This is a genomic window from Pseudomonas sp. B22(2017), assembly GCF_002113105.1.
In the GTDB taxonomy this organism is placed as follows: Bacteria; Pseudomonadota; Gammaproteobacteria; order Pseudomonadales; family Pseudomonadaceae; genus Aquipseudomonas; species Aquipseudomonas asiatica.
The window spans coordinates 226,859-239,604 of the sequence record NZ_NEJN01000007.1 but is presented as its reverse complement, the minus strand read 5'-3'; the positions used below and the strand labels follow the sequence as shown (position 1 = coordinate 239,604).

At 63.6% G+C, this 12,746-nt stretch carries 13 protein-coding genes; 2 read left to right on the top strand and 11 right to left on the bottom strand.

Features of this window, described 5'->3' with window-relative positions:
- Positions 1–608 precede the first annotated feature (608 nt).
- Both CAG18_RS16830 and CAG18_RS16825 read left to right on the top strand, forming a co-directional pair.
- Entirely contained in the window at positions 609–2,141 is a 1,533-nt protein-coding gene (locus tag CAG18_RS16830; RefSeq protein WP_015271177.1) for an NCS1 family nucleobase:cation symporter-1, read from the top strand.
- A gap of 16 nt (positions 2,142–2,157) precedes the next feature.
- Positions 2,158–2,886, top strand: a complete 729-nt coding sequence (locus CAG18_RS16825; RefSeq protein WP_015271178.1) for an aspartate/glutamate racemase family protein — start codon at positions 2,158–2,160, stop codon at positions 2,884–2,886.
- A 138-nt stretch (positions 2,887–3,024) separates the two neighbouring features.
- Here CAG18_RS16825 and CAG18_RS16820 read toward each other — a convergent pair whose 3' ends face one another.
- The 11 genes from CAG18_RS16820 to CAG18_RS16765 all read right to left on the bottom strand — a co-directional run bounded on the left by CAG18_RS16820 (position 3,025) and on the right by CAG18_RS16765 (position 12,738).
- The gene (locus tag CAG18_RS16820; protein ID WP_015271179.1) at positions 3,025–3,687 is read right to left on the bottom strand and encodes a hypothetical protein; all 663 of its coding nucleotides are present in this window, start codon (positions 3,685–3,687) and stop codon (positions 3,025–3,027) included.
- A 702-nt stretch (positions 3,688–4,389) separates the two neighbouring features.
- Positions 4,390–4,728, bottom strand: a complete 339-nt coding sequence (locus tag CAG18_RS16815) for an FKBP-type peptidyl-prolyl cis-trans isomerase (protein WP_003254365.1) — start codon at positions 4,726–4,728, stop codon at positions 4,390–4,392.
- Between the two features lie 112 nt (positions 4,729–4,840).
- The gene (locus tag CAG18_RS16810) at positions 4,841–5,248 is read right to left on the bottom strand and encodes a GFA family protein (RefSeq protein WP_039614455.1); all 408 of its coding nucleotides are present in this window, start codon (positions 5,246–5,248) and stop codon (positions 4,841–4,843) included.
- A gap of 174 nt (positions 5,249–5,422) precedes the next feature.
- Positions 5,423–6,211, bottom strand: coding sequence for a PhzF family phenazine biosynthesis protein (locus tag CAG18_RS16805; RefSeq protein ID WP_085721222.1), 789 nt, complete (start codon positions 6,209–6,211; stop codon positions 5,423–5,425).
- 50 nt (positions 6,212–6,261) lie between these two features.
- On the bottom strand, positions 6,262–7,200 hold the full coding sequence (locus CAG18_RS16800; protein WP_015271183.1) for a 2-hydroxyacid dehydrogenase: 939 nt from the start codon (positions 7,198–7,200) through the stop codon (positions 6,262–6,264).
- Positions 7,201–7,291: 91 nt separating this feature from the next.
- A complete protein-coding gene (locus CAG18_RS27115) occupies positions 7,292–7,468 on the bottom strand; it encodes a hypothetical protein (RefSeq protein WP_178075727.1) in 177 nt (58 codons plus the stop codon).
- A 666-nt stretch (positions 7,469–8,134) separates the two neighbouring features.
- On the bottom strand, positions 8,135–8,551 hold the full coding sequence (locus CAG18_RS16785; RefSeq protein ID WP_013973557.1) for a hypothetical protein: 417 nt from the start codon (positions 8,549–8,551) through the stop codon (positions 8,135–8,137).
- 12 nt (positions 8,552–8,563) lie between these two features.
- Positions 8,564–9,754, bottom strand: coding sequence for a c-type cytochrome biogenesis protein CcmI (gene ccmI / locus CAG18_RS16780; protein ID WP_085721220.1), 1,191 nt, complete (start codon positions 9,752–9,754; stop codon positions 8,564–8,566).
- Positions 9,747–10,235: a cytochrome c-type biogenesis protein gene (locus CAG18_RS16775; protein ID WP_003257333.1), complete on the bottom strand. Its 489-nt coding sequence runs from the start codon at positions 10,233–10,235 to the stop codon at positions 9,747–9,749. Before CAG18_RS16775 ends, ccmI begins: the two co-directional genes overlap by 8 nt.
- The gene (locus tag CAG18_RS16770; protein WP_015271185.1) at positions 10,232–10,768 is read right to left on the bottom strand and encodes a DsbE family thiol:disulfide interchange protein; all 537 of its coding nucleotides are present in this window, start codon (positions 10,766–10,768) and stop codon (positions 10,232–10,234) included. The genes CAG18_RS16775 and CAG18_RS16770 overlap by 4 nt, the downstream gene beginning before the upstream one ends.
- Positions 10,765–12,738: a heme lyase CcmF/NrfE family subunit gene (locus CAG18_RS16765; protein ID WP_178075731.1), complete on the bottom strand. Its 1,974-nt coding sequence runs from the start codon at positions 12,736–12,738 to the stop codon at positions 10,765–10,767. The genes CAG18_RS16770 and CAG18_RS16765 overlap by 4 nt, the downstream gene beginning before the upstream one ends.
- Positions 12,739–12,746: the final 8 nt, after the last annotated feature.

Sequence of the window (12,746 nt, the reverse complement as noted above, 5' to 3'; positions counted from 1 at the left end):
GCTCGCGCGGGTGGCATTCGCCCTGATGAAAAATCAGGACGAATATGTCACCAAAGGCGAGAAACTGGCTTGCTGAAAACCATAGAATCTCCCACAGGATTTCGACCGACCTGAATGCTACGGGGTACTTGTGTGCGGGTTTACCCGCGAAGAGGCCAGCACAGGAAAAAGTTGACTAATTTTCGTACACAAAAATGTCACCTTAAGTGCCGTTTTTGTGTGCACTTTTCAAGATTGCGCCCCAATAGGTTACACACTTCCCACAAATTATTCTGACCAAACGATCAACAAATTTACCTTCGGGAAATTTAAATCTGTTCATTTGGTCAACTTATACTCTCTTCATTTCATGAACTTACAACTCAACAAGGTAAGTTCAAAATGATGGCCAACTGAAGTTTGCTTTTTCCTTGGCATGGAACTCGCTTTTGTGTGTTCGTGTTTTGTATACAAACAAAGCAAAACATAAATACACAAGAACCCGCGACGCCGACTCAACATCGGCCGCCGCGCCCCAAACCCTGAGATGCCAACGCTGCACCGACGAGATGGCGAGCCCGTGCGCATGCCCGCTCATCGCAGTCCACGTGCATCAGGAGCCCGCCGGAATGAGTACCAGCTTCGACCTTGCCCCTGAACTATCCGTCGCCAGCACCCACCCCGCGTCCACTCTCGCCGGCAGCCAGCCGGAACTCGCCCTGAGCCCGCGCCTGCATAACCGCGACCTCGCGCCGACGCGCATCGAAGGTCGCCGCTGGGGCGGCTACAGCATCTTTGCGCTGTGGACCAACGATGTGCACAACATCGCCAACTACTCGTTTGCCATGGGCTTGTTCGCCCTCGGCCTGGGTGGCTGGCAGATCCTGCTGTCGCTGGCCATCGGCGCGGCGCTGGTGTACTTCTTCATGAACCTGTCCGGCTACATGGGGCAGAAGACCGGCGTACCATTCCCGGTCATCAGCCGCATCGCCTTCGGCATCCACGGCGCGCAGATTCCGGCGTTGATTCGTGCGGTCATCGCCATCGCCTGGTTCGGCATCCAGACCTACCTGGCTTCGGTGGTGCTGCGCGTGCTGCTCACCGCTGTATGGCCGCAGATGGCAGCCTATGACCATGACAGCATCCTCGGCCTGTCGAGCCTGGGCTGGGTGTGCTTCGTGTCGATCTGGCTGGTGCAGCTGGTGATCCTGGCCTATGGCATGGAGATGGTGCGCCGCTACGAGGCCTTTGCCGGCCCGGTGATCCTGCTGACCGTCGCCGCCCTGGCGGTGTTCATGTACTTCAAGGCCGACGCCCGCATCGCCTGGTCGGTGGCCGAACCGCTGGCCGGCTACGAGATGTGGCGCAACATATTTGCCGGCGGCGCGCTGTGGCTGGCGATCTACGGCACCCTGGTGCTGAACTTCTGTGACTTCGCCCGCTCCTCGCCATGCCGCAAGACCATCCGCGTCGGCAACTTCTGGGGCCTGCCGGTGAACATCCTGGTGTTCGCCGTGATCACCGTGGTGCTGTGCGGCGCGCAGTTCCAGATCAACGGCCAGATCATCGACAGCCCGACCCAGATCGTCGCGGCCATCCCAAGTACAGCGTTCCTGGTACTGGGCTGCCTGGCCTTCCTGATCGTGACGGTGGCGGTGAACATCATGGCCAACTTCGTCGCCCCGGCCTTCGTCCTCAGCAACCTGGCACCGCGTCACCTGAACTTCCGCCGCGCCGGGCTGATCAGCGCCACCCTGGCGGTGCTGATCCTGCCGTGGAACCTGTACAACAGCCCACTGGTGATCGTGTACTTCCTGTCCGGCCTGGGTGCCCTGCTCGGCCCGCTGTACGGGGTGATCATGTCCGACTACTGGTTGCTGCGCAAAGGCTGCATCAACGTGCCGCAGCTGTACAGCGAAGACCCGGCTGGCGCCTACCACTACACCAAGGGCATCAACCTGCGCGCCGTGGCCGCCTTCGTGCCGGCCGCCCTGCTGGCCATCGTCCTGGCCCTGGTGCCCAACTTCCATGGCGTGGCGCCATTCTCCTGGCTGATCGGTGCCGGCATCGCCGCCGCACTTTACCTGCTGATCGCCCCACGCAAACACCAATACCAGGACGTCAGCGGCGAATGCATCGCCGTGGACCACAGCAGCCATTGACCAGGGAGGACTACCCATGCGCATTCTGATCGCCAACGTCAACACCACCGAAGCCATCACCGAAGCCATTGCCGAACAGGCCCGTGCGGTGGCAGCGCCCGGCACGGAAATCATCGGCCTCACCCCATGGTTCGGTGCCGAGTCGGTGGAGGGCAACTTCGAAAGCTACCTGGCCGCCATCGCGGTGATGGACCGGGTGCTGGCCTACGAAGGCCCTTATGATGCCGTGATACAGGCGGGTTACGGCGAACATGGCCGCGAAGGCTTGCAGGAACTGCTGAACGTACCGGTGGTGGACATCACCGATGCAGCCGCCAGCACGGCGATGTACCTGGGCCATGCCTACTCGGTGGTGACCACCCTGGACCGCACCGTGCCGCTGATCGAAGACCGCCTGAAGCTCTCCGGCCTGTATGACCGCTGCGCATCGGTGCGGGCCAGCGGGCTGGCGGTGCTGGAGCTGGAAGCCGACCCGCAGCGCGCGGTAGAGGCGATTGTCGAGCAGGCAGAACGCGCCGTGCGTGACGACAAGGCCGAGGTGATCTGCCTGGGTTGCGGCGGCATGGCCGGTTTGGACGAGCAGATCCGCCAGCGCACCGGCGTGCCGGTGGTGGATGGTGTGAGTGCGGCGGTGACCATGGCCGAATCGCTGGTGCGCATGGGCTTGAGTACCTCCAAGGTCCGTACCTATGCCACGCCACGGGTGAAGAAAGTGGTGGGTTGGCCGATGCGGTTCGGGCGCTAACCTTCTATTTGCCTGTGCCGGCCCTTTCGCGGGCTTGCCCGCTCCCACAGGCCCCCACCGCTCTCAAGGGCTGCGCTGTACCTGTGGGAGCGGGCAAGCCCGCGAAGAGGCCGGTACAGGCAAACCATCACCAGCGGATCAGGTCGGGCAACTATGCGCACCATCATTCAGGCCCTGACGCACGTTGCGGCTGAGCAGGCTGGCCTTGCCGTCGTGCCAGGTCAGGGTCAGGACGTAGAGGGTGTCGAAGTCGTCGCCGCTCCAGTCCTCGGTGATCACCCGCTTTTCACCGAGGGCCTTGCCAGCCACGGCATTGATCAGGTCAGGGAGGTAGCCATGCGACCAGGCGGTGTACACGGTCGCGTTACGGTACTTGTCGCGCAGCAGCTCTTCGGCCAGCGCGTCGGTGTCGTTGGCGCCATAGTCGATGTTTACCGGCAGGCCCAGGCGAATGGCGCTGGGGCTGATGGTCATCAGCGGGCGAATGTAGCTGTAGCTTTGGTCCTTGCTGCCTTCCTCGACATGCCGCGAGGGGTTGGCAGCGAACACGTAGTCGGCCTTGCCAAAGCGCTCGGGGAGCAGGGTAGCCAGGTCCAGCGCACGGTTGAGGCCCTGGCAGTTCAACTGGCCCAGCCCCTCGCCCGGCTTCTCGGCGTGGCGCAGGAACACAAGGGTCTGGGTGCCATCCACCGGTTGCGCCCGGCTTTCGACTGCTTCCAGCGCCAGCGGTACGGCTATGGCTGTAAGCGTCAGGCTCAGCAACCAGTGACGACGACGGCGGAAGAATGTTGGCAACTTCATCAAAACAGGCCCATGTGGCAGAAAGAATCGGGTAGACCCGCCACATCACCCCGCCAACAGCACCGCGGGGCATCCTTGTAGTGAATGCCATCCTTGGCAACGAGTGAGGGTGAGAGTGCCCTGAACCCGTTTGGTTCCTCCCTGGAGGTGGATGCCGTTCCCTAGGCAAGGCTTAGATTAGAGGATGGGTGTTGCTGAAATGTGTCCGTTCGTTACTCGTTGCTCTCGCTGATTACCGTTACGGTGGCCCAGCTGCTTGTTCCATAGAGACAGAGTCGAGAATGGTTACATCAAATACCTGCTCGATAACCTGCTTTGGGCCTTGATTCAGACTCCAGGTGAAGAACACCAGAAAGCCCAGCAAGAACACGAAGAGAATCGAGCCCACGAGACTTTGTGCCACACCCGACCATATGGCTCTTACCCTTTGCGCAGGCGGGAATACGCAGCCTCGAATGCTGCCTTCAGTTCCGAACGGGTCTTTCGGGAGTTGGTAACCACACTCGCCAGTTCGCGTGGTAACGAGATTTCCATTCGCGCGCCTGATGCCACCAACAGCGCGTTCGCTTTGCGTACCACCCGTGAGGAAAAATGCGATTTCATGGATAGGCTACCCTCTTCACTCAGTGAGTCTGCAAGGTTAGCCGTACCCGGGAGGCACCTCCATCAGACACTGGCCGACAGCGCGTGTAGTCCTTTTCCTCAATCATCCCGTGTCAGCACTTCCAGCAATTCGATCTCGAAGGTCAAATCCGAATTCGGCGGAATCGCCCCCACGCTGCGTTCGCCATAGCCCAGGTGCGCCGGTACCAGCAACTTGCGCTTGCCGCCAACGCGCATACCCATCAGGCCTTGATCCCACCCCTTGATTACCCGACCAGTGCCGATCACGCACTGGAACGGCTTGCCGCGCGACCAGGACGAGTCGAACTCGCTGCCGTCGGCCAGCCAGCCGGTGTACTGGGTGGTGATCAGGGCGCCTTTGACGGCGGCTTTGCCATCCCCCTCCACAAGGTCGATGATCTGCAGTTCTTGGCTCACGGGGCATACTCCAACGCTGGAAACAAAGCCGCCCTTTTCTCAGGAATGCACCGGTTTGGCAAGTTCGCGTGGCGTTTCGTGCTGGCGCATCGATCACAGCACGCCGCCTGAATCAGCCGAGCTGCTCGAAGGCTTCCTGGCCAGTCAGTTCCTTGGTCTGGTTGGCGAAGCAATACCAGGCGGGTTTCTGTTCGACGAAGATCTGCAAGTCGAAATGCCATTCCTGGTCGCCGTCGAGCAGGCCGACCGGCACGGCGTGGAAGTCATTGGCCTTGAGCCGGTAGTACAGGTGCGTGCCGCACTGGCCGCAGAAGCCGCGCTGGGCCCAATCGGAAGATTCATAGACGCTGGGCGCGCGCCCTTCGATCACCGGTGGCTGGCTGCAATGCACCACCAGCAATGGGCCGCCGGTCCATTTGCGGCACATGCTGCAGTGGCAGGCGCTGATATGGGTATTGTCGACGGTGACCTTGAGCCGAGTGGCGCCGCACAGGCAGGTGCCGTGTTTTTCCAGGGCCATGGCTGGCTCCTTGAGCGGAAGATGGGCCAGCAAGTATAGATGCCTGTACCGGCCTCATCGCCGGCAAGCCGGCTCCCACCCCGACCGCGCCGTTCTCAGGCCAGTGCAGTACCTGTGGGAGCTGGCTTGCCGGCGATGAGGCAGGCACAGGCAGCACAAGACAGTTGCCCAAGGTCAGATGTACACCGTACCGCGCAGGTACAACGCCGCCCGCCCGCTGATGATCACCCGGCCGTTATCCGGCACTTCGCACTGCAGCTGCCCTTTGCGCGCCCCACCCTGCTCGCAGCTCAGCACGTTCCTACCCAGACGCTCGGCCCATATCGGCGCCAGCGAGGTGTGCGCCGAGCCAGTCACCGGGTCTTCGTTCACGCCAACCCTTGGGCCGAACCAGCGGGTGACGAAATCAAAGCCACGGCCTGCCGCGGTAACGGCGATACCGCGCACATCGAACGCCGACAGCGCAACGAAATCCGGCTTCAGGGTGTCGAGCAACAGGGCGTCATCGATCACCACCACATAGTCGTCACTGCGGTACAGCGCCTGTGCCTGGCCCAGGCCCAGCGCCTGCAACAGGCCCGGCAGCATGTCCACGGCGACCGGCTGCTTGGCCGGGAAGTCCATGGCCAGCAGCCCGTCAGCGTTGCGGCTGACCCGCAGCTCGCCACTGCGGGTGTTGAAACGCAGCACCTGCGCCTGCTCGCCCAGCTCTTCGAACAGCACATAGGCCGAGGCCAGGGTGGCATGGCCGCACAGGTCGACTTCCACGGTCGGGGTGAACCAGCGCAGGTCGAAGGTTTCGCCGTTGCGCACGAAGTAGGCGGTTTCCGAGAGGTTGTTCTCTTCGGCAATGCGCTGCAGCACGTCGTCCGGCAGCCAGCTTTGCAGTGGGATCACTGCCGCCGGGTTGCCCCCGAACGGCTCGGCGGAAAACGCATCGACCTGGAAGATTTCAAGTTGCATGCACACACTCCTTGTTGCCCGATCGCTGCCAGGCAGATGTATGAAAAGGGTTACTGGCGTACCGGAGTCAACACGGCTTCGCCGGCAAAGAACGCCTGCAGGTTGCGCAGCACCAAGGTCACCGTGTCGCGCGCCGCCTCCGGCGACTGGCCGGCCACGTGGGGGGTGAGCACGGTGTTGCCAAGGGCCTTGAGAGCATCGGGTACAGCCGGCTCGTCGTCGAACACATCCAGTGCCGCACCAGCCAGCTGGCCATGCTGCAGCGCGGCCACCAGGGCCTGGGTGTCGACCACGCTGGCTCGGGCGATATTCACCAGGTAGCCCTCGGCCCCCAGCGCCTCGAGCACCTGTGCATCGACCAGGTGACGAGTGTTGGCTCCTCCGGGGGTTGCCACCACCAGGATGTCGACGGCGTCGGCCAGGTGCTGCGGGCTGTCGTACCAGGTGTAGGGCACATCCTGGCGCGGCGTGCGGCTGTGGTAGCTGACGGGCATGGCGAAGCCCAGATGGGCGCGCCTGGCGATGGCCAGGCCCACCGCACCAAGGCCGAGAATGCCAAGGCGCTTGCCACTCACCGAGGGGCTGATCACCCGGTTCCATTCGCCCCGGCGGGTACTGGCATCGGCGCGGGGAATGTCGCGCAACAGCGCCAGCAGCAGGGCGAGGGTGTGGTCGGCGACCGCTTCGGCATTGGCCCCGGCGCCGTTGGTGACAGTGATGCCGCGCGCAGCGGCCGCGGCCAGGTCAACCTGTTCGTAGCCGGCACCGATCACGCAGATGATCTGCAGTTTGGACAGCGTGTCGATTTCGCTGGCAGTCAGGCCCAGCGGGCCGCGGGTGAGCACAGCATCTACTTCATGGGCATGGCGCTGGATGGCCTCGGCCCGCAGTTGCGGCGAAGGGGCACGGATCAAACGGTAGCCGGCCTGCTCCAGCATGGGCAGGTAATCATCGACGGTTTCCACCAGCACCAGAACTGTCTTGTGCATGCCACCTCCGGGTCAGTTCGAGGCGACATTATGCGGAGTCACCGGCCAGTACAGTCAACCGAAATAAAGAGGTGAAACTGCACTGTTCTGCTTAGCTCTGCTCTGCTCTGCTCTGCTCTGCTCTGCTCTGCTCTGCTCTGCTCTTGATCTTGCTCTTGATCTTGATCTTGCTCTTGATCTTGATCTTGATCTTGATCTTGATCTTGATCTTGATCTTCGCGACTTCAGGAGGCCGAGCAGAGGTCTTGCGGAGGGAGGTGACGGGCATGGATGCCCGTCAAGCGCTGAGGCCCCATGGATGGGGCCTGCAGCGCGTACTCCCGGGAGCAAGGCCGGCGCGAGGGAACCCCGGAGCGCAGCGCAGGGGCCGGATGATGGGAGCGCAGCGTTTTTTGGTTACTTTTTGTCGCGTTTGACAAAAAGTGACTCGCCGTAAGGGCGAAAAGGTGAGTATGCGTCGCCATCGTAAATGGACTATGCGCGAGATCAAGACCAGTACTTTTCCGCTCTTCGCTCTCCGCTCTCCGCTTTCAAGCGTGGGCATCAACAACAAGGTCAACATTCATTTTCGAAGGTGGCGCTTATTCACCTTTCCGCCCTTACGGCGGGTCACTTTTTGTCAAACGCGACAAAAAGTAACCAAAAAACGCTGGCTCCTATCATCCGGCCCCTACGCTGCGCTCCGGGGTTCCCTCGCTACGGGCCTGCTCCCGGGAGTACGCGCTGCAGGCCCCATCCATGGGGCCTCAGCGCTTGACGGGCATCCATGCCCGTCACCTCCCTCCGCAGTCCCTTCGCTCGGCCTCCTGAAGTCGCAATCGGCGGCGCCTGGACTACCGCGCGCTTAAAAGCAAAAGCAACGGCAACGGCAACGGCAACGGCAACGGCAACGGCAACGGCAACGGCAACGGCAACGGCAACGGCAACGTTGCAATTATTGGGCGAACGCACGCCCCAGACCACCCGGCACACCGCTGCTGTCAGTCTCCTGCCACGGTCCATCCGGGCTCAGCGACCAGCTCCAGCCGTTGTTGAAGCGGTAGTAGGTCCGCTGGCGGTAGAAGGTATTGGGCTTCTTCTCCAGCACATACACACCCAGCTTCGGGTCCCAATGGCTCGCCCCGCCAGGCGGCGGCGCGAAGCTGGCCGAGGTGCGTGGCATCGGCTTGGGCGTGGCCGCAGGCTTGCTCGGCGCGGGGGCCGGCTGCCTGTCCGGCAAAGGCTTGACCGCCGGCCCCGGCGGCGGCAGGCGCTCGATCGGTGGTTCGGGCTGCTCGTACGGCTCATGCACCGTACACGCAGACAAACCCAGGGCCAGGGTGATCAGGGTCAGGCGGACGATGCTGTGCATGGCATTGCTCTCTTACGGGTCGGGGCTGTCGATGGTCAGGTGCTGGATGGCCTGGGTGGCGCTGGGCAATGGCGTGCCCTGGCCAATCCACTCACCATGGGTTGGCTGGCCAGCGCGTGATACACGTGCAACGAGTTGGACTTCGGCAAAGTCCGACAGTTTCATCTGCGGCATCATGGCGTCAGCATCGGACAATTCCACCTCGATCGGCAACTGCGCCACGGTCACCCGCTTGGCCGCCAGCGGCATGGGTGGGCCATTGCTGGCGCGGGCGAAGATGAATACCGTGTCGTCCGGCTTGACCTTGTCCTTCAACGCCGCAGCCAGTTCCACGCGCACCTTCAAGCGAGCCGCCACGGGCGCCGCAGACTGCCCCGGCGAACCACCCAGGCGCTCGGCGGCGCGGTCGATGCCGCCCTGCAGCGCCGCACGCGAGGTATCACCTTCCGGCAGCTGCGCCAGCAGGCGCTTCCAGTAATCGATGGCTTCCTGGTAACGCTCGCCCTCGAAGGCAGCGATACCACGCAGCCCCAGGCTGGTCACTTCGTTGGGGTCGGCTTTCAGCGCCTCGTCAGTCAGCGCCTGCAGCTGCGGGCTCCATTTCTTGTCGGCGGCGAAGTACAGCGCCTGTGCCCATTGCCCGAGCAATTCGGGCTGGCGACCGGCCAGGGCCACGGCGCGCTCGAATGTACGCGCGGCATCGGCGGGGCGCTGCTCGGCCATGTAGGCTCGGCCCAGGAAGTACACGGCCTCGGCCGAATCCGGCTGGGCCTGCACCACCCGCTCCAGGCGGGCAGTCATTTCTTCCATCGATTTGGGCGCTTCGGCAAACTCCTGGGTCAGCTCAACCTTGTCGGCCGCGCCGAAATGCAGGTACAGCCCCAATGCCAGCAGCGGCACCAGCAGCGCCGCCAGCAACGGCAGGGCCTTGCCCAGGTGCCCCTGGCGCGGGGCCTCGGCACCTTCGGTATCCGCCAGCAGCTCACGGGCGGCCTCGTCACGGCCTTTGGCCATTTGCGCCTCATCGAGCACGCCGGCGGCCTGCTGGGCAGCCAGTTCGACGACGCGTTCCTGGTACAGGGCCACGTTCAGGGCGGTGCGGTCTTCTTCCTGCTGGCGGCCACGGCCACGCAGTATCGGGACCAGCAGGAAGCTGAGGGCAGCGAGCAGCAGCAGGCCCGCGCTAAGCCAGAATTCAATCATGGGTCTGTTCTTTTTCCAGCAATTTGGCGAGACGCTCGCGTTCTTCGGCGGACAACTCATTGGCGCCCTGCACGGCCGCACTGCGGCGCCGGCGCACGATCAGCGCCAGCACCACGAAACCACCAGCCAGCAAAATCCCCGGGCCGAACCACAGCAGCCAGGTACGCCCGCTGAGCGCCGGCTTGTAGCGCACGAAGTCGCCATAGCGGTCGACCATGAAGTCGACGATCTGCTGGTTGCTCTTGCCCTCGCCGAGCATGCGGAAGATTTCCCGACGCAGGTCGGCGGCAATCGGCGCGTTGGAGTCGGCGATGTCCTGGTTCTGGCACTTGGGGCAGCGCAGCTCTTTGGTCAGCTGCTGGTAGCGCTCACGCTCGGCATCGTCGCGGAACTGGTAGGTGTCGATGGCCGCCTTGGCCACGCCTGCCAGGCTCAACCCCATGAAGAGCCCCAGCACCGCAGCTGCCAGCCCCCGCTTCATGGCCTGGCCTCATCGACCAGGCCCTGGTACAGCGGCGCCAGCTGCTCACGCCAGACCGTGGCATCGACCACGCCCACGTGCTTGTAGCGGATGATGCCCTTGGCATCGATCAGGAAGGTTTCCGGCGCGCCATACACGCCCAGGTCCAGGCCCAGGCTGCCCTGCTCGTCACGAATGTCCAGCTGGTACGGGTTGTGGAACTCGGCCAGCCACTTCAGGGCCGCCGCATTGTCGTCCTTGTAGTTGACGCCGTGGATCACCACACCCTGCTGGGCCAGCTGGTTCAGGTACGGGTGCTCTACCTTGCACGACGGGCACCAGGTGGCCCACACGTTGACCAGTGCCGGGCGGCCCCGCAAGTCGGCCTCGGTCAGGGTACGGTCGCCCTGGGTCGAGGCCAGGGAAAACGCCGGGAACGGCTTGCCGATCATTGCCGAGGGCAGCTCGTCGGGCTTGAGGAACAGCCCTTTGTAGAGGAACACCGCCACCAGCAGGAATACCGCCAGGGGGACTACCATGATCCAACGCTTCATGCAGCTGCTCCAGACACGCCCAGGGCATCACGCACCCGGGTCTTGACCTTGACGCGATAGCGCCGGTCGAGGGCCGCCAGCAACCCGCCCAGGCCGGTCAGCAGACCGCCCAGCCAGATCCAGCGGACGTAAGGCTTGATATGCACGCGTACTGCCCAGGCGCCGTTCTCCAGCGGCTCGCCGAGGGCGACGTACAGGTCGCGGGTAAAGCCGGCGTCGATGCCGGCTTCGGTCATCATCGACTGCTGCACGGTGTACAGGCGCTTCTCCGGGTGCAGGGTGGTCACTTCACGGCCATCGCGGCTGACCACCACGGTGCCCTTGTCGGAGATGAAGTTCGGCCCTTCGAAGTGCCTGGCCCCCTGGAACAGGAAGTGGTAGCCGCCCAGCTCCACGCTCTCGCCCGGAGCCATGCGCAGGTCGCGTTCAGCGCTGTTGTTGCTCGACAGCACCACGCCCAGCGCGCACACCGCCAGGCCCAGGTGCGCCAGCTGCATGCCCCAGTAGCTGCGACCCAGGCCAGGCAGGCCCTTGAGCAGGCCTTTGTGACGGGTCTTGTCGAGAATGTCGCGCAGCCCGCCAAGCACCACCCAGGCGGCCAGGGCGAAGGCGGTCAGGGTCGGCCAGTCGAAGTCGTCGACGATAAAGCCTGCCACCGGCGCGAGGATGGCGCTGCCGAGCAGCACCGGGGTCATCATGCTGGCCAGCCATTTGCCCGGAGTATCTTTCCAGCGCACCACCACGCCCACACCCAGCACCACCATCAGCAGTGCCATCAGCGGCAGGAACAAGGCGTCGAAATACGGTGGGCCGACCGACAGCTTGGCACCGGTCAACGCATCGAGCACCAGCGGGTAGAGGGTGCCGAGCAGAATCATCGAGGCCGCCACTACCAGCACCAGGTTGTTGGCCAGCAGCAGCGTCTCGCGCGACCACAGGGCAAAGCCGACCTGGCTCTTGACCACCGGTGCGCGCAAGGCGAACAGAGTGAGCGAACCACCGACCACGAACAGCAGGAAGATCAGGATGAAAATGCCCCGCGACGGGTCGGCGGCAAACGCATGCACCGAGGTCAGGACACCGGAGCGCACCAGGAAGGTACCCAGCAGGCTCAGCGAGAACGCGGCAATCGCCAGCAGCACGGTCCAGCTCTTGAATACCCCGCGCTTTTCGGTCACCGCCAGCGAGTGGATCAGCGCCGTACCCACCAGCCAAGGCATGAACGAGGCGTTTTCCACCGGGTCCCAGAACCACCAGCCACCCCAGCCCAGTTCATAGTAGGCCCACCACGAACCCAGGGTAATGCCGACACCGAGGAAGGCCCAGGCAACGATGGTCCAGGGCCGCGACCAGCGCGCCCAGGCGGCGTCCAGGCGGCCACCGAGCAAGGCGGCGATGGCGAAGGCGAAGGCCACCGAGAACCCGACGTAGCCCATGTACAGCATCGGCGGGTGGACGATCAGGCCAAAGTCCTGCAACAGCGGGTTGAGGTCGCGGCCATCGGTCGGCACCTGCGGCAGCAGGCGCTGGAACGGGTTGGAGGTGATGATCAGGAAGCTCAGGAAGCCCACGCTGATCATGCCCATTACCGCCAGCACGCGGGCCAGCATCACCTGCGGCAACTGCCGCGAGAACACCGACACGGCGAAGGTCCAGCCGCCGAGGATCAGCGCCCACAGCAGCAGCGAACCTTCGTGGGCACCCCACACGGCACTGAACTTGTAGTACCAGGGCAAGGCGCTGTTGGAGTTGCTGGCCACATAGGCGACCGAGAAGTTGTCGGTCATGAAGGCATGGGTCAGACAGGCGAAGGCAAAGGCCAGGAAGGCGAACTGCCCCCAGGCCGCCGGCCGCGCCAGGCTCATCCACAGGCTGTCGCCACGCCAGGCGCCGAGCAGCGGCACGCTGGCCTGCACGACGGCAAAGCAGATGGCCAGGATCATCGCCAGCTGGCCGAGTTCGGGGATCACCAGCGCCG

Bases quoted from the DNA above. Each gene is read 5' to 3' on its own strand.
- CAG18_RS16830 (WP_015271177.1), top strand. From the start codon at position 609: ATGAGTACCAGCTTCGACCTTGCCCCTGAACTATCCGTCGCCAGCACC.
- CAG18_RS16825 (WP_015271178.1), top strand. From the start codon at position 2,158: ATGCGCATTCTGATCGCCAACGTCAACACCACCGAAGCCATCACCGAA.
- CAG18_RS16820 (WP_015271179.1), bottom strand. From the start codon at position 3,687: ATGAAGTTGCCAACATTCTTCCGCCGTCGTCGTCACTGGTTGCTGAGC.
- CAG18_RS16810 (WP_039614455.1), bottom strand. From the start codon at position 5,248: ATGGCCCTGGAAAAACACGGCACCTGCCTGTGCGGCGCCACTCGGCTC.
- CAG18_RS16805 (WP_085721222.1), bottom strand. From the start codon at position 6,211: ATGCAACTTGAAATCTTCCAGGTCGATGCGTTTTCCGCCGAGCCGTTC.
- CAG18_RS16800 (WP_015271183.1), bottom strand. From the start codon at position 7,200: ATGCACAAGACAGTTCTGGTGCTGGTGGAAACCGTCGATGATTACCTG.
- CAG18_RS27115 (WP_178075727.1), bottom strand. From the start codon at position 7,468: ATGCCCGTCACCTCCCTCCGCAAGACCTCTGCTCGGCCTCCTGAAGTC.
- CAG18_RS16785 (WP_013973557.1), bottom strand. From the start codon at position 8,551: ATGCACAGCATCGTCCGCCTGACCCTGATCACCCTGGCCCTGGGTTTG.
- ccmI (WP_085721220.1), bottom strand. From the start codon at position 9,754: ATGATTGAATTCTGGCTTAGCGCGGGCCTGCTGCTGCTCGCTGCCCTC.
- CAG18_RS16775 (WP_003257333.1), bottom strand. From the start codon at position 10,235: ATGAAGCGGGGGCTGGCAGCTGCGGTGCTGGGGCTCTTCATGGGGTTG.
- CAG18_RS16770 (WP_015271185.1), bottom strand. From the start codon at position 10,768: ATGAAGCGTTGGATCATGGTAGTCCCCCTGGCGGTATTCCTGCTGGTG.